The sequence below is a fragment of the Nodularia sp. UHCC 0506 genome (assembly GCF_034931045.1).
Classification (GTDB): domain Bacteria; phylum Cyanobacteriota; class Cyanobacteriia; order Cyanobacteriales; family Nostocaceae; genus Nodularia.
On record NZ_JAYGHH010000019.1, the window covers coordinates 1,242 to 27,667 of the forward strand.

A 26,426-nucleotide genomic window follows, 5' to 3' on the forward strand; every position below is an offset into this window, starting at 1 on the left:
TTCGTAATTCGTAATTCGTAATTCGTAGTTCGTAATTTAGCTTGCCTTTGAATTGTGTTGAAAACTCCCCTCTCCTTGCTCAAAAGGGTAGGGTGGTTTCATACAACCGTAGAAAAATGACAATACTGATATATGTATTTAAACATCTACGGTTGTAGAAAAATGAATCTGATAGAGCAATTGGGGCGTAGGGAGAATTTTAACTACATCTGAGCGTCCATTGCCTCTGCAAAACGCTCCGCCAGTTTAATGATGTCCTGTTTTCTGACAATTTTGTTGATCCATTCTTGAGGAATATTTTCCACACCGTAATAAATGCCTGCTAACCCCCCAGCCACAGCAGCTGTAGTATCTGTATCTCCACCCAAGTTGACGGCTTTCAGCACTGTCTCTGAGTAAGAGGAGCTATTTAACAAACACCACAGGGTTGATTCTAGGGTATCAATCACATAACCGCCAGAATTAATCTCTTCAACTGGCACTTTGGCTATCTCACCGCTGAATATTCTCAGAAAATGTGGCTTCTCTAAAATATATTCCCGCTCAAAATAAACTGATTGGATTTTTTCTAATCCTTGTAAATAAGCTGCTTCCAGATTAGCCCCTTTTAGTAAGGCTACGGCAATACTAATATAAATACCGCAGGCCATTTGCGATCGCACATGAGCATGGGTAATGGCAGAAACATCATGGACTCGTGCCATCAATTCCTCGAAAGTTATGCTTTGATGACAATAAGCCATTGGTAAAATTCTCATCAAAGAACCATTACCATTACTATTTTCTACTTTACCTCCTGCCTGATGAGGGACAATCCCCTGTTTCAGACGCATAATTGCTTCATGGGTATTTTGACCAATATCAAACAGTTCGCCACGAGGAGTCCAATAAGCTTGCTTATACCAACGCCAAAAGGAATTGGCTATAGCATCCAACGAATATCCTCTACACAGGCTTTCTGCCAAGCAAAATGTCAATGAACTGTCATCCGACCAAGTTCCCGGTGGTTGATTCCATGTGCCATAACCTAGCATCGTGGTTACTGGAGATTTCACTCTTTCAGCACGGCTAGTAAACTCTACTGGCACACCCAACGCATCACCGACACATAAACCCATCAAACCAGACAATGTTTTTGCAGCGGTTAGCATTATTCACTCTCCATGAGAATTACCAGAACTTAACTTTATAGATTCCCCCTCAAGCTTGTTGCCATAGCTGCTACAGCCCATTATTTTATCCTATGTGAAAAGCCAGAATAACGGGTATTAATTAACTATTTCTATCTACCATGTCTTCACGAAATTAGATTTTTTTTGGTTGTGCCAGTTGATAAAGTGCCTACTTGTATTGACATTCTCACCAAGGCTCAAGCCACGGTGATTCCAAAGATTACTCTTTGGGTTTCCTCTTGCTGTCGAGTTGATTTACTTAAAAGAGTTTCCTCAGACTCATTTCTTTAATTGGTATCGCAAGTCCAGAAATCTTCTGCATCAATAATAACAAGGATTTGAAAAAATCCAGAAATTATCTGGAACCTTTTGATGCTATTTTCGACCTTGAATATATAAGCAAAACCTAAATTTTTTCAAGATTATGAAGAATATACTCAAGTCTTTTGTGGCAATCTCTGCATTGTCTTCTTTTGTAGTTGCTCCTCTTATTATGAATGCTGGTCAAGCTTCAGCTCAACCAAAAAGAGGTACAGATGCCAGTTATGTTGGTGCTGGTTTTGCAGCTGGTGTGACTAATGGTGGACAAAATGGTGATGCGGCTAACTTTGGTGGTAATCTCACTGGGCGTGTAAAATTGGGAAATACACCATTATCGGCACGGGGTAATGTTCTTTGGAATGATGAGAATACCGCTATCATTCCAGAAGTTTCCGTAGACGTGCCAATTGCTAATCGCACTAACGCCTTTATCACTGGTGGTTATTCTTTTGTACAGGATAATGGCTTACCTACACCTTTAGGCAACAAAGATGCTGTAGTGCTGGGTGCTGGGGTAGAATCGGAAGTTGCTAAGAATTTATTGGTTTATACCAATGCCAAAGTCGGAATCAATGCCTACGAAAATAGCTCTGCTTCTGCTGTCAGCATTAATGGCGGTTTAGGCTTTCGTTTTAGATAGGGACTGAGAAGAGGCAGAGGGGCAGGGGGCAGGGGGCAGGGGGCAGGGGGCAGGGGGGAAAGAAACTTACTCAAAACTTTTTTCTTCACTCAAAACTTTCCTCACTCAGCACTAAGCACTTTCCTCACTCACTCAGAACTCAAAGAAGTCGGTTTTGTGAAGTGATTAAATCACTGATAAAGCCGGCTTTTTGCCGTGTTAAAATTAGATGATTCCTCTTATCTCCGACCGGATTACCGGAAATCACTCAGCCGAGAAAATGCTTCGGCGTTGACCGATGCCTTATTGAGAATACTATAACAATTCTGATGGTTAAATCTGCTCCTGCCCCAATTGCCAAGCGTGACAAGCCTTCTAAAGTTGAAGGCATCAAGGAAAGAAGTAATTTTTTACGCGAACCTGTAGCGACGCAAATCCTTGAAGATACAACTCATTTTACTGAAGAAGCAGTACAACTTCTCAAATTTCATGGTTCCTACCAGCAAGATAACCGCGATAATCGCGTCAAGGGACAGGAGAAAGATTATCAGTTTATGCTGCGGACAAGAAATCCTGGGGGGTTTGTGCCGCCGCAGTTGTATCTGGCTTTAGATAACTTGTCTGATGAACATGGGAATCACACATTACGAGTTACTACACGGCAAGGCTTTCAGTTGCATGGGATTTTAAAAAAGAATCTGAAAGCGGCGATCGCCTCTATAGTAAAAAATATGGGTTCGACTTTGGGAGCTTGCGGGGATCTTAACCGTAACGTCATGGCTCCACCCGCCCCCTTTAAAAATCGCCGAGATTATCAGTATGCCTGGGAATATGCCAATAATATTGCTGATTTGCTGACACCGCAAACCGGGGCATATTACGAAATTTGGTTAGACGGGGAAAAAATCATTAGTGCGGAAGAAAGCCCGGAAGTTAAAGCCGCCAGACAGCGTAATGGCACCGGTACAATTATCCACGATAACGAAGAACCGATTTATGGGACTCACTATATGCCCCGTAAATTTAAAGTTTCCGTGACTGTACCTGGTGATAATTCCGTAGATTTATATTCCCAAGACTTGACTTTAGTCGTAATTACCAATCAGCAGGGAGAACTAGAAGGTTTTAATGTTTTTGCTGGTGGCGGTTTTGGTAGGACACACAACAAAGAAGAAACCTTTGCCAGAATAGCCGATGAGATTTGCTATGTAGATAAAGATGATGTCTATCAGCTAGTCAAAGCGATTGTTGCAACTCAAAGAGATTATGGCGATCGCACTGAGCGTCGTCATGCCAGATTAAAATATTTAATTAACGAATGGGGTGTAGATAACTTCCGCACCCAAGTAGAAGACTATTTCGGAAAACCAGTCGCACCCTTCAAACCATTACCAGAGTTTAAATATTATGACTTTCTCGGTTGGAATGAACAAGGTGATGGCAAGCTATTTTTAGGCATTTCTGTCGATAATGGCCGGGTTAAAGATGACGGTTCCTTTCAACTGAAAACTGCCTTGCGGGAAGTTGTCGAGCAATTTAACTTACCGATGCGCTTGACACCCCACCACAACATCATTTTTTACGACATTGAGCCAGCAAATAAGTCAGCCATTCAGGAGATTTTGCACCGTTGTGGTATCGTTGATGACCCCAAAACCATTGAACCTCTAGTCCGTTATGCAATGGCTTGTCCGGCTTTACCCACCTGTAGTTTAGCTATCACCGAGTCAGAACGGGCAATTCCAGGTATATTAGAACGGATTCGCACCCTATTGAATAAATTGGGTTTACAAAAAGAGCATTTTGTGGTAAGGATGACAGGATGCCCAAACGGTTGCGCTCGTCCTTACATGGCAGAATTAGGATTTGTCGGTAGCGCTCCCGAATCTTACCAAGTTTGGCTGGGAGGTTCGCCAGATCAGACAAGATTAGCGCAACCTTACATAGACAGGCTACATGATAACGACATAGAAAGCTTTTTAGAACCGATTTTCGTTTATTTTAAGAATTTTCGGAAATACGAGGAAAGCTTTGGTGATTTTTGCGATCGCCTGGGTTTTGATGCCCTACGTGAATTTGCTGCCACTTACCAACCCCCAACTACTGCTATAGGCAAGTCTCGCCATCGAGTCAGTCTCAAGGATGAAGTATATCTCAAGCTAAAAGAAGCAGCCAATAGCCAAAACAGACCAATGACCGAGTTAGTCAACGAAGCATTAGAGGCTTACTTCCAAAATCTGCCATAAGTCTGAACTTTGTGCTGAATTCCAACCTACTCTTCATGAATTTTGAGCGAGAGTAGGTTGTATTTTATGCTGTTTGCAGCCCCGGCTCCAGAGAATTAAATTAGTATGGCGCAACTACAAAGAATTGCGATCGCACCCTTTCAAATTCAAGAAACTCTGATTACCTTGACAAAAGAGCAACAACATTATCTAGTCCGAGTGTTGCGGTTACGTACAGGCGATCGCTTCATTGCGATGGATGGTCAAGGAAAATGGTGGTTAGCCCAGTTAGAAGCAGAACAAGCCCAGATTTTAGAAACACTCACCGTAGAAACAGAATTATCTGTAGCAATTACCCTCATGGTAGCCTTACCCAAAGGTAATGGATTCGATGAAATAGTCCGTTATTGTACAGAATTGGGAGTAACTTCTATTGCCCCGGTATTGAGCGATCGCACCTTACTAAATCCCAGTCCCCAAAAACTGGAACGTTGGCGACGTATAGCCGCAGAAGCCGCAGAACAATCAGAACGAGCTTTTATACCCACAATTTTAGAACCTATAGCCTTTAGTGCGGCGATTACGGCTAGTCAAGGAACTCATAGTTATATTTGTGAAGGGCGTGGAGATTATCCGCATCTAAACAAGTTAGTTAAATGTGATACACCTGAAATTATCATTGCTACAGGTCCCGAAGGCGGATGGACAGAAGCAGAAATTGATCATGCGATCGCATCTGGATTTCAACTAGTATCCCTTGGTCGCCGAATCTTGCGAGCAGTCACAGCACCAGTAGTAGCATTAACCTTAATTTCCACAGCTTTTGAAGTATAAATAAGTTAGAGATATCTTATTCAAAATAATTCGTAGTTGCAATCAAAGGAAACTTCTACCCTCTTAATTACGAATTACGAACTACGAATTACGAACTATAAAATGATTAAGCAAGTTGCCACTGCCTTTGAGCGTCAAGACTATCACACAGCTGCCAAATTAATCAAACAGCTGTTAAAAGAGTCACCCGAAAATCCTTGGGTGCAATTTTATTTAGGACAGTTACATCAAGTGTCTGGAAAACACCAGGAAGCCGAAACAATTTATCGGCAACTATTACGGAATACAACCAACACCAAAATAGTCAACCAAGCCCGCCAAGGTTTGCAGCGACTCCAAGAAATTGCTCAAGAAGAAAGACAACGCGCCATATCCCAAGCCACATCTGAACCTAGTCATGCTGAACTTGGCATATTAGTCCTAGAACCTTTAGCCACTGAACTGAAAACTACAGCTGCACCGAAATTCGCTCAAATTATGCAACTAGACCCCTACACTGCAAAACTAGTGCTACCAAGTCGCGGCTGGAGACTGTATCAGACTGGACAAATAGGAAAACTCCAATTCTATGGTCAACAGCTACAGCAAGTTGGGATTCCTTGCTTTTGGACAACCATAGCTGCAATACAGCAAATTCAAGTTTTTCAGGTCAAACATTTTTCCGCATCTGACCCCAAACCTACTCTTGTTTACCGCAACCAAGAAAATCAACTCGGTTCTCTCACCTTTGACTGGTCAGAAGTCACCGCCAAAGTAGTAGGAATGATACCTATTTTTGAGCAAGTGATAGACGTTAACAACCGTTGGGAATTAGAGTGGAAAACCCAAACTCAAGATTATGCTCAATTTTGTGATTTACACCTAGCTGCTAAAAATTGCATACTACGACTTTATGATCATGGTTATGAATACCAGAAAGGTGTAGAAATTGCTGCTCAAGCTAGTCAAAATACAATCCGAATTAATTGGAATAGCTTACTGCAATGGATTTCACAACAGATACCACAAGTTAAAGCTTGGTCAAACTTTACACACTTCGCAGAAACAGCATTAGATCAAATAGAAATGCTGGGAAGCATTCAGTCTCACATTCACCTATTGCGGAGAGAACAGACTAATTGGGACCCAGCCTTTCATTTATATAGTGGCTTGGTATTTTTGAACAAAGCTAAAAATTTCAGGGAGAGCTAACTTTTCCCATGCACTGACTTAGTTAGAAGTTTTCATCTTATTAGCCATATCTAAGAAAGAACTCATATTAGCGCCTGGACGACGACGATTAGAGCTAGAACCGGAAGGAGCAAGATATTTGGGTGCAAATGTAGTTTCAGCAGGAGCCGCTTTTGTCCCATTGGATGTTGCTGCTGGGGCTGTGGTAGGTTCAGCTTGAGGGGCTTTGCCATTTTTGGAAGACTCTACTTTAGTCGCATTTTTAGCAGCAAGCGCATCTGCTGGCGAATTTACTGCTACTGAAGCCGCAGCTTTTGTCCCATTGGCTGTAGCTGCTGGAGATCCCTCTTGACTTTTAGGTGTAGGTGCTGGTGCTTTCTCAGATGCAGGTTCATCTAACTCCAAGTAGTAACCATTGCTTTTTTTGCCAGGTAACAACCCAGTGATAAAACCCAGAATACCCGTGATTAACTTTTTGATAAAACCGAACATGAAAATTTCTCCCGTCTTTATATATCTGTAAAAAAATGCAGCATATTACATTTCTTTGCACCAACTGTGCAATTAGGGTGACAAAGCTTATAATTGTCCACTTAACTAACATTGTAGTAAAACTACAGGGCAAATAGTCTTAACTCCTGAGTGCAAGTACTCACAACTGTTAGACATCAGGAATTAATTATTAAATTTTATGGTGGCTAAGAGCAAGATTATGAAATAATGCTTAATTAAAATTAACATTTTTTTGTTTAGCCAACACAGATTAATGAAAAATTTGGACAATAGAATAAACTTTTTGATTTTTGACTTTTGATTTCCGTCTTACGGCACTAGCCCGTGCCAGTGATTCATGAAAAAAATCTTCAATATCATTGAATTTTCCCATTTTTCAACCAGTGGGAGAAGTGTCATAGCCTATTGGCAGCTAATAACAGTATTCAGCTAAATTTCCTACAGACTTTTGAACAGGCAGACTTGGGAAATGAACACCAAAAACCAACAGCGCAACCCCGTGTTATTAATACATGGTATTGATGACACAGGAGCCGTTTTTAATAAAATGGTGGGTTACTTAAGACACTTGGGTTGGTCTGTGTATACCCTGGATCTCGTTCCTAATAATGGTGAAGTTGGTCTTGATATTTTGGCACAACAAGTAGCTGATTATGTAATCAACATCTTTGCCCCAGAACAACCAATCGATTTAATAGGCTTCAGCATGGGAGGAATTGTCAGCCGTTACTATTTGCAACGGCTAGGAGGGATTAACCGTGTACAGCGATTTATTAGTATTTCCTCACCTCATCATGGAACTATGGTGGCCTATGCGTCTCAACGTCACGGCTGCTTACAAATGCGCCCCAATAGTGAATTTCTTCAGGATTTAAATGCTGATGTGATGATGTTAGGGCAACTAAATTTTACTTCGATCTGGACACCCTATGATTTGATGATAGTGCCGGCAAAAAGTTCACAAATGCCACTGGGAAAAGAAGTATTAGTACCGGTTGTACTGCACTCTTGGATGTTAACAGATGCCAGAAGTTTGGCCGCTGTAGTATCTGCTTTGTCAGAACCAGTTAAGTCTGTTCACCAATTTGGCTATATTGATAACTGCCAAAAATCGCCTCTGGGTGGCGGTAATATTTAAATTCCATCAAGTTATAAAAGGGATCTTCTAAAAAAAAGGTGCGATGTTCTAAGGGAGAATCAACAAAGCGACTTTTAGGTGATTCCCGAAAAACTAGATTTTGCTTTTCTGCTTTTTTTAGTAAATCTTCCCAGTCATGTTCCTGAGTGAAAATTAATCCAAAATGTCTGGGGTATATAGTTCGTTGGGGTGACAGAGTTTCCTTAGTGACGTGCGCTACCAATTGATTACCGTAAAAGTTGAGAATCAGGGCTTGAGGACTTTCACGACCAGGGACACAACCGAGGGCATTGACATAATATGCTTTGGTTTGGGCAATGTCAGTTACAGGAAAAGCTAAATGAAATAAAGTTTGGCTCATAGCTATTTTGTTGTAGAAATGGTTGATGTTATGACAAATCTATGATTCAAAACCAATTGTGGTCAATTTGCACACAGTTTTAGATAATTTAAACATATAACCTTGTAACGATGTTTGTGTAAATAGGAGTGGAGATGCGTTAAATTGCGTCTGTAAAAGTAGGGAAAGATTATTTTTGTTGTTTTCCCTGTTTTTTCTCTCCTTGAAGTGTATAAGGAATATAACCTAAACATTTTTTGAATGAGGTAGTGGCAGAAATTCAACATTCCAATTCTAAAATTGGTTATTCTGTTGATATTCTGGCAAAACTACTGATGATTTATTGCTGATGTTATTTTTGATAGACTTCGCAAATCCCTGGTTGATAGCAATAGGATTGAACACAATTTTATTGGGTTTAGTATGGATTGCTCCCAAACAGCTTCTAACCTCAGCCGGAATTTTGCACGCCTGGTTTCTGGGAGTTCTAATTTGGGTAACTCTCGGTTGGCAAGGATATCTAGTGGTAGGGTTCTATTTTTTAGTTGGTTCTGGTGTGACACGTATTGGTATGGCACAAAAAGAAGCAGCAGGAATAGCGGAAAAGCGTTCTGGAGCTAGAGGCCCGGAAAATGTTTGGGGTTCGGCTCTGACTGCGGCTTTGTGTGCATTGGGAGTAGGAATTCTCAATTATGGACTACTTATACCCAATACCCAGTCCCTAGTTCCTAATCCCCAGTTGCTACTGTTGTTAGGCTATGTAGCGAGTTTTAGTACCAAGCTTTCTGATACCACTGCGAGTGAAGTGGGTAAAGCCTACGGTCAACGCACCTTTTTGATTACTACACTCCAACTAGTGCCTCGTGGTACAGAGGGAGCAGTGAGTTTAGAGGGAACCTTAGCAGGTGTGGTGGCTTCGATTGCGATCGCTTGCGTAGGTTGGGCAGTTGGTTTGATAGATTTATTCGGAGTAGGTTGGTGTATATTAGCTGCATTTATCGCCACCAATTTAGAAAGTGTGATTGGTGCAACGTTGCAATCTAAATATGACTGGTTGACCAATGAAGTAGTAAACATTTTTAACACATTAATTGGCGCGATCGCGGCCATGCTACTCGCCTTATTCTGGACAATCATTACTGCCTAAATTCTTGCTCAAAAATTGCAAGTAAATTTACAGAACACTCTTGGGGTGTAATTTCCGTGTATCTATACATATCAAGCGCCAAAGAGTTTAGGACATTGTTGATTGCTAAAAGCCTTGATATCGGGGCTGGTTTATTAAAATTATTATTAGTAATTGAGCATATTTATAAACCAGTCTCTACGTGGTATTTACTCAGCACTTTGCTATAACGATTGATATTTTCGATTGTCTCAGTTTTAAACTTGCCCATATATATTTTGTAATATATCAAACTTTCGCTGTTCCTTATCAGATTAGTTCATGGAATCTTCATCATTTTTGACAGTAAATGACCAACCAATTTTTATAAATCAAGCAGTAAAATATCTGCAAGCCTCTGGAAAATTAGCGCATTTCATTGGCGACATTCTGCGTCAGTATGTGATTGAACAAGAAATCCAAACACGATATGACATTGCAATTAGCCCCGCTTTAACAGAACAGACCATTATTGATTTTCGCCTCAAAAATCAACTAAATGACCCCCAAATCTTTCAAGAATGGTTACAGAAAAATGTGACAGACTACGCTACCTTTTACGAATCAATTGCCTTTAGCTTTAAATTAGAAAAACTGAAGGTTTTGATTGCAGAAGCAAAAATCTCAGAATATTTTATTGAACGCAAAATTTTTCTAGATCGGGTGATAATTTCCCGGATTGTTGTTGACAATCGAGAAATAGCTGAAGAACTACAAACCCAAATTGAAGAAGGAGGTAGTTTCGAGCAACTAGCGAAAGAATATTCCTTGTCAGAAGATCGCATGGTCAACGGCATGATGGGGCCAGTCAGCCGAGGCACAATGCCAGATCAATTGAGAGCAGTTATTGATATAGCTAATCCGGGACAAGTTGTCGGTCCTATAGAAATCGAAGGACGTTATGGCTTATTTCGCGTAGAACAATTTTTGCCCGCGTCTTTAGAAGATACGCAACTTCAACAAGCACTACAAAATGAATTATTTGAGAAATGGCTAGTCGAGAAAATTCAAAAGCTGACGGTCAAACTACAAATGAGCTAAAAGTTCTGGATAATCAATCTCTACAAGTAAACGCCCTAGATTCTCTACCTTGGAATCAACCCCCCCTATGTTGGCTGACGAAAGAACAACAATCCCAATTACAAACTCAGGCAGAAATTCGTCAGTATAGTTTAGGAGAAAAAATTTGGTCAACGGCAGCAAGTGGCGAGCAGTTTTGGATTTTTACTGGTAAAGTCCGCTTGCGGGAAGAAGGAGAAGGTAAACCATTAGCAGCCCTACAAGCAGGAGATTGGTTTGGCGATTTATATCAACTAACTGTGGACTGTAAAGCCGTAGCTGCTAGTAAAGAAGTAATAGTAGTGTGTTGGCATACAGCGCTATGGGCAGAGTTTTCTACTCCCCAAATAGATGAGTTTTGGTTAACTGCCCAAGAACAGCAGGAAACGGAGGATATTAAAGAAATTCAGCCGGAAACCAAGGAAATACAGAAGCCTCTCCCATCCGCGACTGTAGTCAAATCTGGTTATCCCTTCGTTTCTAATTGGAATACAGGTGCGGCTTGCTTAACAATGGTGGCGCAACACTTAGAACATCCGGTTAAATTGGAATGGGTGCAACGCCAACTCAGGGGACAACGCCCGAAACATTTGGTGGAAGCAGGGGAAAAGTTAGGTTTGGTGTTGCGAAGATTGCAAGTTAATTGGGCGGATTTGCGGCAGTTAACGTTTCCAGTCATTCTACAATGGCAATTAGATTCGTCACCGCCAGCTTCCTGGGTGGTAGCCTATGGAATGCAAGGATCTAACCTAATTATTGCTAATCCCCTCAACGATAATTATGCTTGTGAAAGTTTACCTCAGTCAGTGGTTGAGGCGGCTTGGGATGGTAAACTCTGGCAAGTTGAACTGGTATCTAAACAAGACACATTTAACCTGGGTTGGTTTACCCCAGCAGTTTGGAAGTACCGGAAACTGCTAGGAGAAGTATTACTAGCGTCTTTTACGTTACAGCTTTTAGGTTTGGGGACACCACTGATTACTCAAGTTGTGATTGACAAAGTGATGGTGCAGCAGAGTTTGCCCACTCTTGATGTCATGGCGATCGCACTCTTAATGATCGCTACCTTTGAATCTATACTGGGTATACTGCGGCTATTTATCTTCACTCATACCGCCCGGCGTTTAGATTTGAGCTTATCGGCGCAACTATTTCGCCATCTCATGCGTTTACCTTTAGCTTATTTTGAATCTCGGCGTGTGGGAGATACCATAGCCAGAGTTCAGGAACTAGAACAAATTCGCCAGTTTCTCACCGGGACAGCATTAACTGTAATTTTAGACAGTATTTTTGCTGTGGTGTACTTGGTCTTGATGTTTTACTACAACGTCCAACTCACCTTTGTGGCCTTGGCAGTGTTGCCCTTATTTGCGGCATTAACAATTATTTCTACCCCAATTCTGCGTAACTGGCTGAACGAAACCTTTAATCGCAGTGCCGATAGTCAATCATTTCTGGTAGAGACAGTTTCAGGGATACACTCAGTTAAAGCCCATGCAGCTGAACCAGTAGCACGCGATCGCTGGGAAGGATTATTTGCCCGTTTTGTGCGTACAGGATTTAAAGCTTCTACCACTTCTAACATTAGCAGTAATATTGGTAACTTTCTCACCAATTTTTCCTCCTTACTGATTCTCTGGTTTGGTGCAAAATTAGTCATTGAGGAAAACTTAACCATTGGGCAACTTGTCGCCTTTCAAATGCTATCGGGAAGAGTTACCGGGCCATTATTGCGTTTAGTGCAACTATGGCAAAATCTGCAACAAGTCCTACTCTCTGTAGATCGGATTGGTGATATTCTCAACATCGCTCCCGAAGCAGAAATTGGTACAGGTTTAGTTTTACCACCCCTCAAAGGTCAAGTCACCTTCGAGCAAATATTTTTCCGTTACCAACCACATATTGAACCTGTTCTCAAAGGCATCTCCTTCGACGTAGAACCAGGGCAATTTGTCGGAATTGTTGGCCGCAGTGGTTCTGGGAAAAGTACCCTTTCCAAGCTATTGCAGCGCCTTTATCAAATTGAATCAGGAAGGATTTTAATTGATGGATTTGATATTAAAAGTGCGGATTTAGCCTCACTACGGCAACAAATTAGCGTCGTTCTCCAAGAAGACTTTTTATTTAACGGTACTATCTTGGAAAATATCACCCTTGGTAATCCTGACATTGGTGCAGAAGAAGTAGTAGAAGCTGCCAGACTAGCTGTAGCTCACGACTTTATTAGTCAATTACCCTACGGTTACGAAACCAACGTGGGAGAAAGAGGAACAGCCTTATCTGGTGGACAAAGACAACGCATCGCCTTAGCCAGATTATTTCTTTCCCAAGCACCAATTTTAGTTTTAGATGAAGCTACCAGCGCCTTAGATAGTGAAACTGAACAACAAGTTTTGCAAAACTTACAAAAAGTTTCGGCGCATCGCACTGTGTTTTTAATTGCTCACCGTTTCGCTCCCCTCAAACGTGCTGATATGATTTTAGTTTTAGAACGAGGCGTAATTGCTGAACGCGGTACTCACTTAGATTTGTTACAACAAAAAGGTCTGTACTGGTCACTATATCAACGCCAACAAGCCAATATTTAGCATTAAGTTCATAAGGTGTGTTATGCCATAGGCTAACGCACCTTGAATTTTAAAACTCATAATTTTTAGGAAGATTACACTTTTCACTATGTTTTTTAGTCAAAAAAGTGTCATTTTGCTATTTGATTTTATAGTAATTTTTGGCAAAGGGGGTAAACCCACCCTGTATTTTAAAACCTTGGACACAGGTTTTAACAGTTAGTGTTGCCAACAAATACTCTGTTTGAGGAGAATATCTATATGCCCATTGACGATATGAGTCACAATTTCTTTCCTCATAACGGACTAAATTCCAGCGTTATCTCCTCAGTTGATATATTTCAAACCCAGAATGAATATAGCTTTAGTGGCCGTAGTAGCTTTAATTCAGTAAGTGATGTTACGGCAACTTCTGTCCAAGCTGCTAATTATAATTTCACCTCTGGCTATGGCTTGATTAACGCTGGTGCAGCAGTAGCTAGAGCTGCTGGTCAGAATACTTTTGGTGATGTTCCTCGTCTTGGGGGTAATAATTGGGGAGCAGATTTAGTGAAAGCCCCAGCAGCCTGGGCGCAAGGATACACCGGTAAAGGTATTGTGATTGCGGTGTTAGATACTGGGGTTGACTACAACCACGCAGATTTGAAAAATAATATTTGGACTAATTCCGGAGAAATTCCTGGTAATGGTATAGATGACGATGGTAATGGCTATATTGATGACGTTCAAGGTTGGAGTTTTGCTGATAATAGCAACAACGTTATAGACGTAAATGGTCACGGTACTCATGTGGCGGGAACCATTGCTGGAGAAAATAATGGCTTCGGGGTGACTGGTATTGCCTATGATGCCAAGATTATGCCAGTAAAAGTGTTGAATGATGACGGGGCAGGCAGTACTAGTTCTGTGGCTGATGGTATTTACTATGCGGTGAATAATGGTGCTAATGTGATTAATCTCAGCCTGGGTGGTAATTTTCCTAACAGCACCTTGGAAGCGGCTATTCAATACGCTAGTAGTAAAGGTGCTGTAGTGGTAATGGCAGCAGGTAATAATGGCTACCCATTTACCAACTATCCGGCTCGCTATGCCAACAACTGGGGATTAGCAGTGGGGGCAGTTGATAGCAATAATCAGATGGCTAACTTCTCTAACCAAGCGGGGATGAATGCGTTTCCCTATGTGACTGCGCCAGGAGTTGGTATCTATTCGACAGTCCCTGGTAATCAGTATGCTACATATAGTGGTACATCTATGGCTACTCCCCATGTTGCTGGTGTCGTTGCTTTGATGCTGAGTGCTAATCCCAGTTTGACTGATGCTCAAATCCGGCAAATCATTATAGAAACATCAGGAAATAGTACACCAGGATTAACTTCTAAGTCTTTCAATATTAGCCCTGTAATTTCTGGGAGAATTGCAGAGATGGGAGACAATAGTAGATCAGAAACTAGATTGCAGTTGGAATTACCAGTAACCATTTTAATTGATAGTAATACAGCAGCTTCTAACTTGCCTCCTTCGTCTTCTTTTTTCAGCAGAGGCTCATCTATGAATTTAGGAAACATCAGCCGATATGACAATAATACCGTCAATGATCTGAGCAGCATGGCTCATAACATCTTCAATACTGATGGAGTTGAGCAAAATAACGAGAATGCTACAGATATCGAAAAAATTCTCAATCAATTACAGCAACAAATAGAAGAATTTAGAAAATTTTTCCCCGGTTTCTAATTTTCCAGGGGAGTTCCTCATCCCCCTTGCTTCTGCCGTTATCTAACTGAAAAGGCTTCGCTAAATCTCCGGGTTACAGGTTCAATGATGAAGGTTAAAACTGACTTTTGACGTGTGACTATTTCCCCATTGGCTGACATTCCGGGGGTAAATGCTACTTCTTCTCCCCGAACTTTCATTGAGTGTTGACTGAGCTTGATTCTGGTGGGGAAGACTAAACCTAAGTCTTGATCAACGACTGCATTAGGACTAATTTGCACAACCTTACCGTCAATTGTGCCGAATTCTTGAAAGGGAAAGGTTGCCATTTTTACCTTTGCTGTCATCCCTGGACGAATAAATCCAATATCGCGGTTGAGGACTTTTACTTCTAATAATATTTCTTCTCCCGCAGGCAAAATTGACAGTAATTCTTCACCGGCTTGAACTGGCCCTTGGGTGGCTTGAATTTTGTAAATTGTCCCGGCGACTGGGGCTTTAATTGTTTCCCCGGCTTGCTGTTTTCTGGCTTGTTCTAGTTGACCTTTAATATTGTTGAGTTCTTCTTGACGCTGTTTTATTTGGGTTAAAATCTCGCTTTGACGCTCAGATTTCAAACGCTGCGCTTGTTTGCGAACTCCTTGATAGGCTTGTTCGGCTTGGCGAATGTCTTGGGCTTGGGCAGCAATTTCTCTGGTTAAGGATGCTATTCTGTCTTGAGATTCTGTGACTCTATTTTTGGCGTTTATGACCTCATCTTTGGCTCTGGTCATTTCTGTGTTGGCGCGATTTAATCTTTCTTGGGCTTCTAGGTAATCAATTCTCGGTAATGCGCCGGGTGCAATGAGGGTGCTGAGGTTTCTTTCTCTTTGTTGCGCGATCGCAATATTTTTTTCAATGCCGACAACTAAATTTTCCGCGTTGACTACGTTAGCTTGAGCATTTTTCCAGCTAATTTGAGCATTTACCAGGTTTTCTTGCAACCTTTTTTGGCGTTGTTTTACCTGTTCAATAATTGCTAGTTGGCGATTTGCTTCGGCTTCGGTGACAGCTTGACGGGCTTGGTAGTCTGCAAGGCGCGATTCTAAAAGTTCGTCTTGTAGTTTTGTTGCAACCGTTGTCGTCCCGATGCGTTCTGCTTGCAAACGCTCTAAATCTTCGGTGATTAATTTGGCAGATTGGGCGAGGCGAGTTACATCTGTTTGTTGTAAGTCTGTGTCGCGTTGAATTAAAACTTGGTCTTTAGTGACATGATCGCCTTCTTTTACCTTCACATCCACAATTGAACCACCGCCCAAGGATGTCACCGGTCGCACCTGTGTAGAGGCGATTAGTTCCCCAGGGGCGATCGCTACTTCATCAATTTGAGAGAAATTTGCCCAAGCGATCGCTCCAAATACCACTAAGCTCAGTGTTCCTGCTAAAACTCTGGTATATAGCGGTGGTAATTCCTGTACAGCCTTACCGACTTCATAAGATAGTTGGTCTTCTGGTTTGGCAAATTGTTGTTTGGTTTGTCGAGCTTGAGCAGCATTTGCCAGTAAGGAATATTTCATAAAATTTTCGATTATTGGGGCGAATGGGGATGGAGGATTGAGGACTGGGGATTAGGCGGGTTTAATCATATTGTGGGGTGGGCATCCTGCCCGCCTTCTTCGTTGTGTAAACCCGCCCCTACCTACTCCCTACCTTATTCAAACTGCGAGATAGCGCCGCAGAAAATTTTCTAAAGTTTCCAAGTGAAAATTGAAAATTCTTTCTAAGTTGGCTATTTCCTCTTTTCTACAGAAAAACTCATTTGACAGTAATGTTCTGTAGGTTCCGAAAGCTGTTTCTGCTTGGGGATTAAATAAACCTAATGCACTACGTAAACCATCCACAACAAACAAGGGTGAATTAATGACGATTGGTTCTTTATTGAAGATGCGACTAAAAATTTGGGGAATATCCTCACGCAATAAAATTTCTGGACCTCCCACTGGTAATATTTGGTTGCACGCGCCTTCAGCTGTGATGGAATTGACTACTATCTTGGCTAAATCATCGGTGCTGACAACCGAAGTCCGGTTTTTAGGATCACCAATCAGCCAATATAAACCTGTTTCCCGAAACCTTTCTGCCAACGGCAGCAAGTTAGATGCTAATCCAGATGGGCGTAAAATTGTGTAATTCAAGCCACTAGCTTCTAGATATTGTTCCACTGCTCGTTTGGCTTTAAATACAGGCGCATCTTCATAGCCCCGTTCTGCTCCCAGTACAGAAATAAAGACGAAATGCTTTACTTCATGAGCTTTAGCCTGATCAATGAGTTCAATATTAGCGCGATAGTCCAGGGATAAGGAGTCACCATCAGAACCGTGAACGCTGATGATGTACTCGACACCCCGACAAGCTTTAGCAATATCCTTGTCTCGTCGCAAATCACCGATAAAGATTTCTGCTCCTCGGTGTTCTAATTCGTTATAACGCGAAGTGAGGCGGACAAAAGCCCGCACTGATTTTTCCTCTAGGCGTAGGAGTCGCACGACTCGGCGACCAATTGCTCCCGTTGCTCCAGTTACCAGAAACATAAGGATTTTCGGTGATGAATTCCATCTACACACTAATCTAAAATTCGACGATTACTGGGGTATGGTCGCTAGGTTGGGGCAATTTTCTGGGGGTAACGTCAATAATACAGCTTTTAGCACGTTCATACAGCAGGGGGGTGAGATAATGATGGTCAATTCGCCAACCCCGATTGCGTCTAAAAGCGGCGGCGCGATAGTCCCACCAACTATAGTTTCCACCTTCGCTAGTAAATTTACGAAAGGCATCAGCAAATCCCAATTCTAGAATATCTCGTAAGGCTTGACGCTCTGGTTCTGATGACATGATGTGATTGTCTGGATTGGCGTTTTCGTGAATGTCTTCAGCTGCTAGGGCAATGTTGAAGTCACCACACATACAAATTCCAGGTTGTGAAAGTAAAAGGGTTTGTAAATACTCTCTTAGCACTGTCAGCCAGCGCAGCTTAAATTCGTATTTTTCACTGCCTATGGCGGAACCATTGGGGACATATAAATTTACAATGCGAACGCCGTCAATTACGCCTGTAATCACTCGCTTTTGCTCATCCCAGAGTGGATCGATATGGGATAAAATGGGGGTGAAACCGGCGCTGACTTCCATCAGTGGTTGGCGGCTAATTAGGGCTACACCGTTATAAGCTTTTTGTCCAGAAAAATAAACATGATAGCCCAGTTCTGCAAAAGGCGATCGCGGAAAATCAGCATCTACAACTTTTGTTTCCTGCAAGCAGAGAACATCAATGGGATTTTCGCTTAACCAAAATATCACCTGTTCTAGACGAGTCCGGATTGAGTTAACATTCCAAGTGGCAATTTTCATTTGTTAGTTTTCAGTGTGGAAAATCAATATTAATTTTTAATAAGTTATATTTTTACAATTGTTTAAATTTGACCTAATATATCCATTTTGGTTAACTTGAACTTAAGAAAAATTGATACTCACTGATAATTTTAGTATTACCAGCTACAAAATAGTTTATTTTGTCAGTTTAGCTACCAAAAATCCTCATAATGGCATGATCCCCAAGGTAGATGCAACGGCTAAAACCTAAGCTATATTTTAAAAGTGTAGCTGCTTAGTAGTTATTTTTGATGTTTTAAAATGTATTGGTAGTGGTTGAAGGTACGGTTAACCAAGATTACTCTCCCAAAGGTAATTGAGGTTAATTTAAATCTGAACAAAGTAAGTATATTTCCTCTGGTTTTAAATATGAGAATTTTACTTGCTTTGCCGGATATTTTCTCGGCTGAACCGAAACAACTTTATGAAGATCGCTCAAGTCGCCCCTTTATGGGAACGAGTTCCGCCTCCCAGTTATGGAGGAATTGAACTGGTAGTAAGTCACTTAACCGATGAACTAGTTCGTCGCGGTCATGAAGTTACTTTGTTCGCTTCTGGTGACTCTCAAACCTTGGCTGATTTAAAGGCAGTTTCTCCCCTGGCATTGCGCTTGGATAAATATGTTCAAGATTATGCAGGGTATGAAATTTTAGAACTTAGCCAAGTTTATCAACACGCTGCGGAGTTCGATATTATTCATTCTCATGTAGGGATGAGGGCATTACCTTTGGCTAGTTTGGTATCAACTCCCACTGTCCATACTCTGCATAACAGTTTTACTCAAGATAACCAAAAAATTTTTAGATACCATCACCAGCAACCTTTTGTCAGCATTAGTAAAGCCCAGCGTCAAATCAAATTAAATTACGTAACTACAGTTTATAACGGCATAGAACCAACCGATTATCCATTTATAGCCCAACCACCAGAACCGCAATATTTAGCATTTTTAGGTCGATTTTCCCCAGAGAAGGGGCCACAACAAGCGATCGCCATTGCAAAAAAGACTGGTTATCCCTTGAAAATGGCAGGAAAAGTTGATATTAGTGATGCTCAATTTTTTGAACAAGAAATTGTCCCCCATATTGATGGTCAGCAAATTGAATATCTGGGCGAAATCAACCATGCCCAAAAAGCTAAACTGCTGGGAAATGCTGCTATAACTTTATTTCCAATTAATTGGCAAGAACCTTTTGGCTTAGTCATGATTGAATCAATGGCGGCTGGAACCCCAGTGATTGCTATAAATTTAGGTTCTGTACCAGAAGTAATTGTTCACGGTGAAACAGGTTTTATCTGCCAAAACTATGAAGAAATGGCAACAATGATTCCTGCGGCGCTGACACTCAATCGTCAAGCCTGTCGAAAACATATAGAAAACAAATTTAGTGTTAACCAAATGGTTAACGGCTATGAAGCAGTTTACAAGCAAATTATCACCAGCCGCATTCATTTAAATGGTTATTTAGATGCGGCTACAGCCCGGTTTTAACAATTTTTTTTTCACCAATTTAAACAACAACTTTGTATTAGGGGGATATTGATATGAATATGAAAGCAAATGCTTGTCCGTGTTGCGGTGGTTCTATTCTGCGTCATGTTCGCCATGGTGAATTATATTGGTTTTGCCAGTCTTGTAGGCAAGAAGTACCTCTGTTGACTGTAATTCGTGTGTCTCATCCTCGTGGGGAAGTTCATAATACAGCAGTGCTTCCTCAGCCAATATTAAGGGAATAAGTCAAAAGTCAAAAATTTGATTCAATATGGTGAACCAGCGCTGGGGGAGATGAGGAAGAATTTTTCTGCCCTATTTCCGCGATCTGATAAAATCGGGTGAGGCTAATTAATTAGGTCAAAAGCTGTGTTAGCAGCGTTACTTTACGGTCAGGAAGATTTACGTTTAGAGCAGGTTGTTGAACCCACTCCGGGATTTGGTGAAGTTGTCATCCAAGTGGGTGCGGCTACAACTTGTGGTACAGATTTGAAGGTTTGGCGGCGTGGTGGTCATGCGAAAATGCTGAAACTACCGACGCTATTTGGTCATGAAGCCGCAGGGGAAATTGTGGCTATGGGTGCTGGTGTGACAGATTGGCAAATAGGCGATCGCATTGTGGCTAATAACTCTGCACCCTGCATGAAATGCTTCTTTTGTCAACGCCAAGAATATTCTTTATGTCCGAATATTACCTGGAATAATGGCACTTTTGCGGAATATCTAAAAATCCCGGCCGCAATAGTCCAGCATAATATGTTGAGGGTTCCCGATGAGTTACCGTGGCAATTGGCATCAATGACGGAACCTTTAGCCTGTGTTTTGCACGGTGTCGCTCGTTCTGATATTAAACCTGAAGACAGGGTAGTTGTTTTGGGAGATGGGGCCATTGGCTTGATGTTTGTAGCGGTTTTAGCTGATGTGGCGGAAGTTCTGCTGTGGGGAGGTAATAACCACCGTTTAGAAATTGGTGAAAAACTTGGTGCTACTCAAACTTTTAATTATCATCAAATCCCAGATATTCCTGGTGTGGTGAAAAAATTAACTCAAGGATGGGGTGCTGATGTGGTGATTGAAGCGACTGGTGTACCTAGTGTTTGGGAAACTGCGATCGCTTGCGCCCGTCCTGGTGCAACTGTTAATTTATTCGGTGGTTGTCCACGTGATACAAGCATTACAGTCAATACAGAGCAGTTACATTACAGTGAACTGACTTTAAAAGGTGTGTTTCATAATACACCAGAATATGTAAGAGCAGCGCTGGCATTGATAGCTAGTGGTAAAATACCTTTTGAATTGCTGATTAGTCAAGAGCGATCGCTTCAGGATTTAGAGCAGGTATTTTGTGATATGAAGGCGCGTAAAGTGATTAAAGTGGCGATGATTCCTTAGTTATTGACACTGCATAATTAGAAGTTTTCCCGGAATCCCAATCATTTATCTTGATGCTACATATTGGATAGATAGATTCAGCGCATCAGGGAGCCATCATATACTATGTCACGACAAAAAAAAGAGCCAAAGGGGTGTGGATGCGCGAACATTCCCATATCAGTAATTTTATTGCTTTTAGGAGGGAGTTGGTGGTTATTGAGCCAAAAAGGTAATCGAGACATGATCGCCAATATTTTTACTAATCTTGTATCTCAACATCAAGAAATAGTTATACCGATTGTAAATCCAACTCCAACTCCAATTCCAACTCCAATTCCAATTCCAACTCCCACTCCCACACCTACAAACACAGTAAATCCTGATACTAAACCAAAACCAACTTCACCACCAAAAACCCCTGAACAAAAAGCATCATTACCTCAAAGTCCTTGGCAGAAAAAAGTAATTAGAGGTATTTATTTTAGTCGTTACCATATTACTAATAATGCTAACGAACAAACGATTAGGCAACGGGTGCGTTTATATCATTCCCAAGGATTTAATACGATAATTCATGGTGTTTGGGGCAATGGTTGTACAATGTATAACAGTGATGTTATGCAAAAAAAACTTGGTTTTAAAAGTTGTCCTAATAAGTTTCAAGATAAATGGTTAGATTGGCTGATTGATGAAGCGCATCAGCAAGGTATGGAAGTTCATGCTTATTTTGAAAAAGGAATTAAAATCGATAAAAATAGTCCTATTTTTGATTTAGCGATCGCGCGTCGATGGGTAGTTCCTGGAATAGATAGAACTTACTCTAATATTGAACATTATGTTTTAGATGTAGAAATTCCTGAAGTTGCTAATTTCTTTAAAAATATCTCAGTGGAATTTGTCACCACATATCCCCAAATTGATGCAGTGCAATGGGATGATTATTTAGGCTACCATGCTGAACTACCAGGACAAGTAGACCGTACCGCTAATTTAACAAAGTTTGTTCAACAAATGGTAAGTGCAATTAAACAGGCTAACTCCAATGTTAGTTTTGATATTTCCCATCATAATCCTTATTGGGCTAAAAGATATTTTGCAGCAGATTGGCCAAACTGGAACGTCGATAGAGTGTTTATTCAAGTGTATAATGATGACAATTACCAAGAAGAATTAAAATATGTGAGAGATGTCGATGGTATTGGCATTAGTGACAACCAATTTCATCGCTTAAAAGACATAATTAATAACAAAGATATTAAAAGTGTTTTAGTATTTCCCATAGATGGAAAAGCAGAAACAACTGCTGCTAATTTGCACAATTTAGTACAATCAATCACTCAGAAGCCATAACTTTAGCAGTCCCAAATCATTCATTAAAACCTCTCTTTGTGATCTCTCTATGTCTTCTGTGTCTCTATGGTTCCATTAAAAAATACATTGATAGCTAATTCCTTTGTTACTGCTTACCATCTCCCTGCTTTCCAATCTTCACCACCCGGTAACTGAGTTAAACTTTTTGCCACAATTGCAGGTAATTCCTTTGCTGAATAGGAATAAGTAAGGGACAAAAACTGCAAAGCATTTGCGATTAACTTAGTTCTATCTATAATATCTGCAAGTTGAAATTGACTATATTTTCCATTCATCACTTCCAAACTGGCATCAGCAATAGCGTCTTCAATCACTTCCTCCTCTATCAAAGTTTCCCATTCATCTTGATTAACATAATAGGATTGATGATTATCTTTTATATTCAACTTTTTAATTTCTCGAATAGAATTGCGAATAGAAGCCACCCAAGAATTTGTTAACCGCCGTTCTACTTGATTTTTAATTAAATGAATCAACAAAATGTTGATATAAGACTTAATATTACGCAGAATTGCTTGTTTACTCATCCCCTCTAACTCATCAACAATAGCTAAAGCATCTGCGTAACGTTCTTGTAAAATACTATTTCTGAGGTCGGTTAATTCTTGTGTCATGTGACTGTCTGCCTCCGTAAAAGAAGTAGTATGTAGCAGGTCAAGATGTATATATATAGGACTCATATTTGATTTATGAAACACATCCTACATATACTTTTTGAATAATCAAATCGGATTCCTATATGATGATAAATAGTGGTAAGAGTTTGATCAATTAGTCTCCTATTATAACATCCTCTTACTAAAGAGATGTTGGGTTGAGTTTCTATAACAAGGGATTTTGCGTTGGTATACCTACAGCACGAGGAAAACTAGCTGGAGTATTGACTACTTTTCGTAAGTACAAACAATGACGAATGCTGTTAGTTAAAGGAGTAGTAAATTGTTCTAAAGATTCAATTAACCCACCTAATTGGTTAACCGCATTTTGCAAAGATTTAGTTTCGTCTTCTGTCCAATTACCACGATAAATTACAGCTAAACCACCCTGTTTAAGTAATGGTAAAGTGTATTCAGCACAGACAGACGCATTACTAACAGCACGAATTAAAGCTACATCATATCTTTTGCGATGCTGGGGATAATGACCGATTTCTTCTACTCTGCCAATAAAAGTTTTAGCATTACTAAGATTTAATTGAGTCAAGCTTTCGTCAATAAAATTAATCTTTTTCCTGGTTGAATCTAGCAGAGTCATTTGACAATTAGGCATGGTAATAGCCACGGGAATTCCGGGAAAGCCCGCACCTGTGCCAATATCAATTGCAGAAGCATTTTCTAACAGAGATGGGATAAACTGCCCATTTGGTGCAATTCCTCGTAAAGAGTCCCAAAGATGTTTTTCCCAAAATTCTTGGGGGTCAGTAATGCGTGTTAAATTTAACTGTTGATTACCTCTTAAGATTAATTCATACAGATGCTGAAATTGTTGCTGTTGTTGCGCGTTGGGTTGCCAATTTAAGGTTTGCTGCCATATTTCTGCCATTTCTGGCAATAAGTTAGTCATTGGTCATTGGTCATTGGTTATTGGTCAACTGTTAACTGTTATACAGCTTCTTTAGCTTTGAGTATCTCCGGGTCTACTGATTGTAGTTCACCGTGGTTGAGTGTCCAACATTGGTCGGCGATCGCCAGCATATCTCCAGCATCATGAGTCACTACCAACAGTGTCCAATCTTTTTTGAGTTTCGCTAATAAATTTACCAGTTGCCGACGCATTGACCAATCTAAGCCGGCTGTGGGTTCATCTAATAATAGTAAATTAGGCTGGCGAATCAATTGCACCGCCAAAGCCAAACGCCTCTGCTGTCCACCACTCAAAGCATGAGGTGCTGCGGAAAGTGATAAATGTTCTAATCCTACTTCGCTTAATGCTCCTCTAACTCGCTCTGAATTTAACTCAGGATGCCCTAAACGCAATTCTTCTAAAATAGTACCACCGCAAAAGTGCCGTTCTGGAAACTGAAAAACTAACCCCGCCAATTGTTGTAGCTGTTCTGGGATCAGTTCTTGTTCTCGCCAGAAGAGTGAACCTGAAGTTGGTTCGGCTAGTCCAGATAAAATTTCTAATAAGGTACTTTTACCGGAACCACTCGGACCAATAATCATACCAAGCTGCTGGGGGACTAATTCCAGATTAATTGATTTCAGAATCGCAACTGGGCTGGCTGTGGGGTGATACGTTATATTTCTGAGATGGAGCATTTGTTAGGATTATTAAAAAATTGGCGGATTATTTCTAAGAGTAACTAGAAAATTAAATTTCTGAAATTACAAGGTTTTTGGCGGAAATATGATACTAACTGCAAAAATATACCCTAATCATTTTTGTTTACATTGTGGCAAAGTTTACCCTTAAGAAAGGCTACAAACATGGGAACCTAGCAACATAGCCGTAGTCAACCTGTATAGAATATTTGGGCTGAAACTGACACAAATTATAGTTAACTTTGTTTAGGATTCTAAGTAACAGTTACGACAATTTTAACCGCATTTTTTTTAAAGGTGACTATGAATAAACTATTTTCTCCTCAAAAATCCATCGGTTTTGTGAAACTATCTCAGCAGGTTCAGGCTACTTTTGCAACTGTGATCATCGCACTTAATTTGTGGGTTAATCCTTCTCTAGCTGGTGATCCATTTCGTACTAACGAACCTCGTAACATTGGAGACAATACAGAAGCAGCTTTTAAAGCAATTTTTCAACAGGGTGATTATTTAGCAGCAGAAAGCTATCTGCAAAAAGCAATATCTACTGAACCAAATGAGCCTTTAGCTTATGCGATGAAGGCATCTTTAGCTTATGTCAATAAAGACTTAGGCACACTCGAAACTTACAGCAAGAAAACTTTAGAAGCCGGGCAGAAACTAATTGCTACAGACAAATTACGTGGCAATATATACACGGCTGTCGGACATTTTTTTGAAGGAGGATCAATTATCACCCGTGAAGGTACGCTCAAAGGTGCGCCACAAGCCTTAACTCGCCTACGACAAGTTTATCAACATTTAGACAGAGCAGAAGCGATCGCACCTCAAGATCCAGAACTAAATTTGCTCAAAGGCTACATGGATTTGATGCTATCTGTAAATTTACCCTTTGCTAATCCTGATGATGCGATCGCGCGATTAAAAGCAAATGCAGCCCCTAAATACTTGGCAGATCGGGGTATAGCCCTTGCTTATCGCGATTTAAAACAGTATTCTCAAGCCTTGGAATATGTGAACAGTGCTTTAAAAACCACATCAGATAATCCAGAGTTGTACTATCTCAAAGCTCAAATCCTCAGAAAACAGGGACAAAAAGCTAAAAGTCAGTCATTAATCCAAGAAGCGGTAGTTAATTTCGACAAAGCCTTGACGAAAAGATCCCAACTTCCCGCCGATTTGGTCAGACAAATTGAACGTGAACGCAACAATACCTTTAACCAGCTAAATAATTTAGGTGGTTGATTGAGAATAGGGAATAGTCATACAGACGCGATATATTGTGTCTCCCCGCTTACCTACGGTGTACATACAAGTGATCAAATCGCCCCCTAACCCCTAATAATGAGGGAACAAGAATTTTTAAAGTTCCCCAAACTTGGGGGATTTAGGGGGTAAAACAGGCTCAAATGCAGACAAGTAGAACTTGTGTGTACACGATAGCACCGCTAACTGCTGATATGCTTATTTTTAGAGCCAGTAAATTAGACATTCAAACGCAATGCAAATTCAGTTCCGTGAAATTAACCCTTTTGATGTGTGGATTTGGCTGAAATTCACGACAATTCCTTCTGGACGCGAAAAGCAATACATAGAAGAAGTTTTTAATTCCTGGTTTTATCTAGGTAAATTAGGTGCATTTAATGCCGAAAATCTGCAAGTTCAAGAAACAGGC

The 26,426-nt window shown here is 40.7% G+C and carries 24 protein-coding genes; 15 read left to right on the plus strand and 9 right to left on the minus strand.

Going from position 1 to position 26,426, the window contains the following annotated elements:
• Nucleotides 1-203 precede the first annotated feature (203 nt).
• On the minus strand, nt 204-1,151 hold the full coding sequence (locus VB654_RS12765; RefSeq protein WP_323214144.1) for an ADP-ribosylglycohydrolase family protein: 948 nt from the start codon (nt 1,149-1,151) through the stop codon (nt 204-206).
• 445 nt (nt 1,152-1,596) lie between these two features.
• On the opposite strand from VB654_RS12765, the gene VB654_RS12770 reads away from it, so the two are divergent.
• The 4 genes from VB654_RS12770 (at nt 1,597) to VB654_RS12785 (ending at nt 6,362) form a co-directional block, all read left to right on the plus strand.
• On the plus strand, nt 1,597-2,133 hold the full coding sequence (locus tag VB654_RS12770) for a hypothetical protein (RefSeq protein ID WP_323214145.1): 537 nt from the start codon (nt 1,597-1,599) through the stop codon (nt 2,131-2,133).
• Nucleotides 2,134-2,441: 308 nt separating this feature from the next.
• Nucleotides 2,442-4,358, plus strand: coding sequence for a sulfite reductase, ferredoxin dependent (sir, locus tag VB654_RS12775; protein ID WP_323214146.1), 1,917 nt, complete (start codon nt 2,442-2,444; stop codon nt 4,356-4,358).
• A gap of 105 nt (nt 4,359-4,463) precedes the next feature.
• Nucleotides 4,464-5,171, plus strand: a complete 708-nt coding sequence (locus tag VB654_RS12780) for a 16S rRNA (uracil(1498)-N(3))-methyltransferase (protein WP_323214147.1) — start codon at nt 4,464-4,466, stop codon at nt 5,169-5,171.
• A gap of 102 nt (nt 5,172-5,273) precedes the next feature.
• A complete protein-coding gene (locus VB654_RS12785; protein ID WP_323214148.1) occupies nt 5,274-6,362 on the plus strand; it encodes a tetratricopeptide repeat protein in 1,089 nt (362 codons plus the stop codon).
• Nucleotides 6,363-6,380: 18 nt separating this feature from the next.
• Here VB654_RS12785 and VB654_RS12790 read toward each other — a convergent pair whose 3' ends face one another.
• Nucleotides 6,381-6,833, minus strand: coding sequence for a hypothetical protein (locus VB654_RS12790; protein WP_323214149.1), 453 nt, complete (start codon nt 6,831-6,833; stop codon nt 6,381-6,383).
• A 490-nt stretch (nt 6,834-7,323) separates the two neighbouring features.
• Between VB654_RS12790 and VB654_RS12795 the strand changes: the two genes are divergently transcribed.
• Complete coding sequence (locus VB654_RS12795; protein ID WP_323214150.1) at nt 7,324-7,992, plus strand: triacylglycerol lipase; 669 nt, start codon at nt 7,324-7,326, stop codon at nt 7,990-7,992.
• Here VB654_RS12795 and VB654_RS12800 read toward each other — a convergent pair.
• On the minus strand, nt 7,922-8,353 hold the full coding sequence (locus tag VB654_RS12800; RefSeq protein ID WP_323214151.1) for a VOC family protein: 432 nt from the start codon (nt 8,351-8,353) through the stop codon (nt 7,922-7,924). The genes VB654_RS12795 and VB654_RS12800 overlap by 71 nt on opposite strands.
• Nucleotides 8,354-8,681: 328 nt before the next feature.
• Between VB654_RS12800 and VB654_RS12805 the strand changes: the two genes are divergently transcribed.
• From VB654_RS12805 to VB654_RS12820, 4 genes are all read left to right on the plus strand, one after another.
• On the plus strand, nt 8,682-9,479 hold the full coding sequence (locus VB654_RS12805; RefSeq protein ID WP_323214152.1) for a TIGR00297 family protein: 798 nt from the start codon (nt 8,682-8,684) through the stop codon (nt 9,477-9,479).
• A 300-nt stretch (nt 9,480-9,779) separates the two neighbouring features.
• Entirely contained in the window at nt 9,780-10,538 is a 759-nt protein-coding gene (locus VB654_RS12810; RefSeq protein WP_323214153.1) for a peptidylprolyl isomerase, read from the plus strand.
• Nucleotides 10,487-13,144: a peptidase domain-containing ABC transporter gene (locus VB654_RS12815; protein WP_323214154.1), complete on the plus strand. Its 2,658-nt coding sequence runs from the start codon at nt 10,487-10,489 to the stop codon at nt 13,142-13,144. Before VB654_RS12810 ends, VB654_RS12815 begins: the two co-directional genes overlap by 52 nt.
• Nucleotides 13,145-13,384: 240 nt before the next feature.
• Nucleotides 13,385-14,860, plus strand: a complete 1,476-nt coding sequence (locus tag VB654_RS12820; protein ID WP_323214155.1) for a S8 family peptidase — start codon at nt 13,385-13,387, stop codon at nt 14,858-14,860.
• Between the two features lie 38 nt (nt 14,861-14,898).
• On the opposite strand, the gene VB654_RS12825 is transcribed toward VB654_RS12820, so the two are convergent.
• The 3 genes from VB654_RS12825 to xth form a co-directional block, all read right to left on the minus strand.
• On the minus strand, nt 14,899-16,395 hold the full coding sequence (locus tag VB654_RS12825; protein WP_323214156.1) for an HlyD family efflux transporter periplasmic adaptor subunit: 1,497 nt from the start codon (nt 16,393-16,395) through the stop codon (nt 14,899-14,901).
• 138 nt (nt 16,396-16,533) lie between these two features.
• Nucleotides 16,534-17,409, minus strand: coding sequence for an SDR family oxidoreductase (locus VB654_RS12830; RefSeq protein ID WP_323214157.1), 876 nt, complete (start codon nt 17,407-17,409; stop codon nt 16,534-16,536).
• Nucleotides 17,410-17,446: 37 nt separating this feature from the next.
• Nucleotides 17,447-18,229, minus strand: a complete 783-nt coding sequence (gene xth, locus VB654_RS12835; protein WP_323214158.1) for an exodeoxyribonuclease III — start codon at nt 18,227-18,229, stop codon at nt 17,447-17,449.
• 445 nt (nt 18,230-18,674) lie between these two features.
• Here xth and VB654_RS12840 point away from each other — a divergent pair, with 445 nt between their 5' ends.
• The 4 genes from VB654_RS12840 (at nt 18,675) to VB654_RS12855 (ending at nt 22,466) form a co-directional block, all read left to right on the plus strand.
• A complete protein-coding gene (locus VB654_RS12840) occupies nt 18,675-19,742 on the plus strand; it encodes a glycosyltransferase family 4 protein (RefSeq protein ID WP_323214159.1) in 1,068 nt (355 codons plus the stop codon).
• Between the two features lie 53 nt (nt 19,743-19,795).
• Nucleotides 19,796-19,987 (plus strand): hypothetical protein, encoded by a 192-nt coding sequence (locus VB654_RS12845; RefSeq protein WP_323214160.1) that lies wholly within the window; start codon nt 19,796-19,798, stop codon nt 19,985-19,987.
• 124 nt (nt 19,988-20,111) lie between these two features.
• Nucleotides 20,112-21,134, plus strand: coding sequence for a zinc-dependent alcohol dehydrogenase (locus VB654_RS12850; protein WP_323214161.1), 1,023 nt, complete (start codon nt 20,112-20,114; stop codon nt 21,132-21,134).
• 105 nt (nt 21,135-21,239) lie between these two features.
• On the plus strand, nt 21,240-22,466 hold the full coding sequence (locus tag VB654_RS12855; RefSeq protein WP_323214162.1) for a family 10 glycosylhydrolase: 1,227 nt from the start codon (nt 21,240-21,242) through the stop codon (nt 22,464-22,466).
• A gap of 113 nt (nt 22,467-22,579) precedes the next feature.
• Here VB654_RS12855 and VB654_RS12860 read toward each other — a convergent pair whose 3' ends face one another.
• The 3 genes from VB654_RS12860 to VB654_RS12870 all read right to left on the minus strand — a co-directional run bounded on the left by VB654_RS12860 (nt 22,580) and on the right by VB654_RS12870 (nt 24,748).
• Entirely contained in the window at nt 22,580-23,101 is a 522-nt protein-coding gene (locus VB654_RS12860; RefSeq protein ID WP_323214163.1) for a DUF29 family protein, read from the minus strand.
• 208 nt (nt 23,102-23,309) lie between these two features.
• On the minus strand, nt 23,310-24,050 hold the full coding sequence (gene rsmG / locus VB654_RS12865; protein WP_323214164.1) for a 16S rRNA (guanine(527)-N(7))-methyltransferase RsmG: 741 nt from the start codon (nt 24,048-24,050) through the stop codon (nt 23,310-23,312).
• Nucleotides 24,051-24,088: 38 nt separating this feature from the next.
• A complete protein-coding gene (locus VB654_RS12870) occupies nt 24,089-24,748 on the minus strand; it encodes an energy-coupling factor ABC transporter ATP-binding protein (RefSeq protein WP_323214165.1) in 660 nt (219 codons plus the stop codon).
• A 306-nt stretch (nt 24,749-25,054) separates the two neighbouring features.
• On the opposite strand from VB654_RS12870, the gene VB654_RS12875 reads away from it, so the two are divergent.
• Complete coding sequence (locus VB654_RS12875; protein WP_323214166.1) at nt 25,055-25,996, plus strand: Sll0314/Alr1548 family TPR repeat-containing protein; 942 nt, start codon at nt 25,055-25,057, stop codon at nt 25,994-25,996.
• A 256-nt stretch (nt 25,997-26,252) separates the two neighbouring features.
• Nucleotides 26,253-26,426, plus strand: a 174-nt coding sequence (locus tag VB654_RS12880) for a DUF3531 family protein (RefSeq protein WP_323214215.1), incomplete at its 3' end; no start/stop codon positions are given.

What these genes read in the sequence shown, in the direction of transcription:
- VB654_RS12840 (WP_323214159.1), top strand. Translation starts at nt 18,675, where the DNA reads ATGAAGATCGCTCAAGTCGCCCCTTTATGGGAACGAGTTCCGCCTCCC.
- sir (WP_323214146.1), top strand. Translation starts at nt 2,442, where the DNA reads ATGGTTAAATCTGCTCCTGCCCCAATTGCCAAGCGTGACAAGCCTTCT.
- VB654_RS12815 (WP_323214154.1), top strand. Translation starts at nt 10,487, where the DNA reads ATGGCTAGTCGAGAAAATTCAAAAGCTGACGGTCAAACTACAAATGAG.
- VB654_RS12770 (WP_323214145.1), top strand. Translation starts at nt 1,597, where the DNA reads ATGAAGAATATACTCAAGTCTTTTGTGGCAATCTCTGCATTGTCTTCT.
- rsmG (WP_323214164.1), bottom strand. Translation starts at nt 24,050, where the DNA reads ATGACTAACTTATTGCCAGAAATGGCAGAAATATGGCAGCAAACCTTA.
- VB654_RS12875 (WP_323214166.1), top strand. Translation starts at nt 25,055, where the DNA reads ATGAATAAACTATTTTCTCCTCAAAAATCCATCGGTTTTGTGAAACTA.
- VB654_RS12830 (WP_323214157.1), bottom strand. Translation starts at nt 17,409, where the DNA reads ATGTTTCTGGTAACTGGAGCAACGGGAGCAATTGGTCGCCGAGTCGTG.
- VB654_RS12870 (WP_323214165.1), bottom strand. Translation starts at nt 24,748, where the DNA reads ATGCTCCATCTCAGAAATATAACGTATCACCCCACAGCCAGCCCAGTT.
- VB654_RS12810 (WP_323214153.1), top strand. Translation starts at nt 9,780, where the DNA reads ATGGAATCTTCATCATTTTTGACAGTAAATGACCAACCAATTTTTATA.
- VB654_RS12855 (WP_323214162.1), top strand. Translation starts at nt 21,240, where the DNA reads ATGTCACGACAAAAAAAAGAGCCAAAGGGGTGTGGATGCGCGAACATT.
- VB654_RS12780 (WP_323214147.1), top strand. Translation starts at nt 4,464, where the DNA reads ATGGCGCAACTACAAAGAATTGCGATCGCACCCTTTCAAATTCAAGAA.
- VB654_RS12825 (WP_323214156.1), bottom strand. Translation starts at nt 16,395, where the DNA reads ATGAAATATTCCTTACTGGCAAATGCTGCTCAAGCTCGACAAACCAAA.
- VB654_RS12800 (WP_323214151.1), bottom strand. Translation starts at nt 8,353, where the DNA reads ATGAGCCAAACTTTATTTCATTTAGCTTTTCCTGTAACTGACATTGCC.
- VB654_RS12795 (WP_323214150.1), top strand. Translation starts at nt 7,324, where the DNA reads ATGAACACCAAAAACCAACAGCGCAACCCCGTGTTATTAATACATGGT.
- VB654_RS12860 (WP_323214163.1), bottom strand. Translation starts at nt 23,101, where the DNA reads ATGACACAAGAATTAACCGACCTCAGAAATAGTATTTTACAAGAACGT.
- VB654_RS12785 (WP_323214148.1), top strand. Translation starts at nt 5,274, where the DNA reads ATGATTAAGCAAGTTGCCACTGCCTTTGAGCGTCAAGACTATCACACA.
- VB654_RS12765 (WP_323214144.1), bottom strand. Translation starts at nt 1,151, where the DNA reads ATGCTAACCGCTGCAAAAACATTGTCTGGTTTGATGGGTTTATGTGTC.
- VB654_RS12805 (WP_323214152.1), top strand. Translation starts at nt 8,682, where the DNA reads ATGTTATTTTTGATAGACTTCGCAAATCCCTGGTTGATAGCAATAGGA.
- VB654_RS12790 (WP_323214149.1), bottom strand. Translation starts at nt 6,833, where the DNA reads ATGTTCGGTTTTATCAAAAAGTTAATCACGGGTATTCTGGGTTTTATC.
- xth (WP_323214158.1), bottom strand. Translation starts at nt 18,229, where the DNA reads ATGAAAATTGCCACTTGGAATGTTAACTCAATCCGGACTCGTCTAGAA.
- VB654_RS12845 (WP_323214160.1), top strand. Translation starts at nt 19,796, where the DNA reads ATGAATATGAAAGCAAATGCTTGTCCGTGTTGCGGTGGTTCTATTCTG.
- VB654_RS12820 (WP_323214155.1), top strand. Translation starts at nt 13,385, where the DNA reads ATGCCCATTGACGATATGAGTCACAATTTCTTTCCTCATAACGGACTA.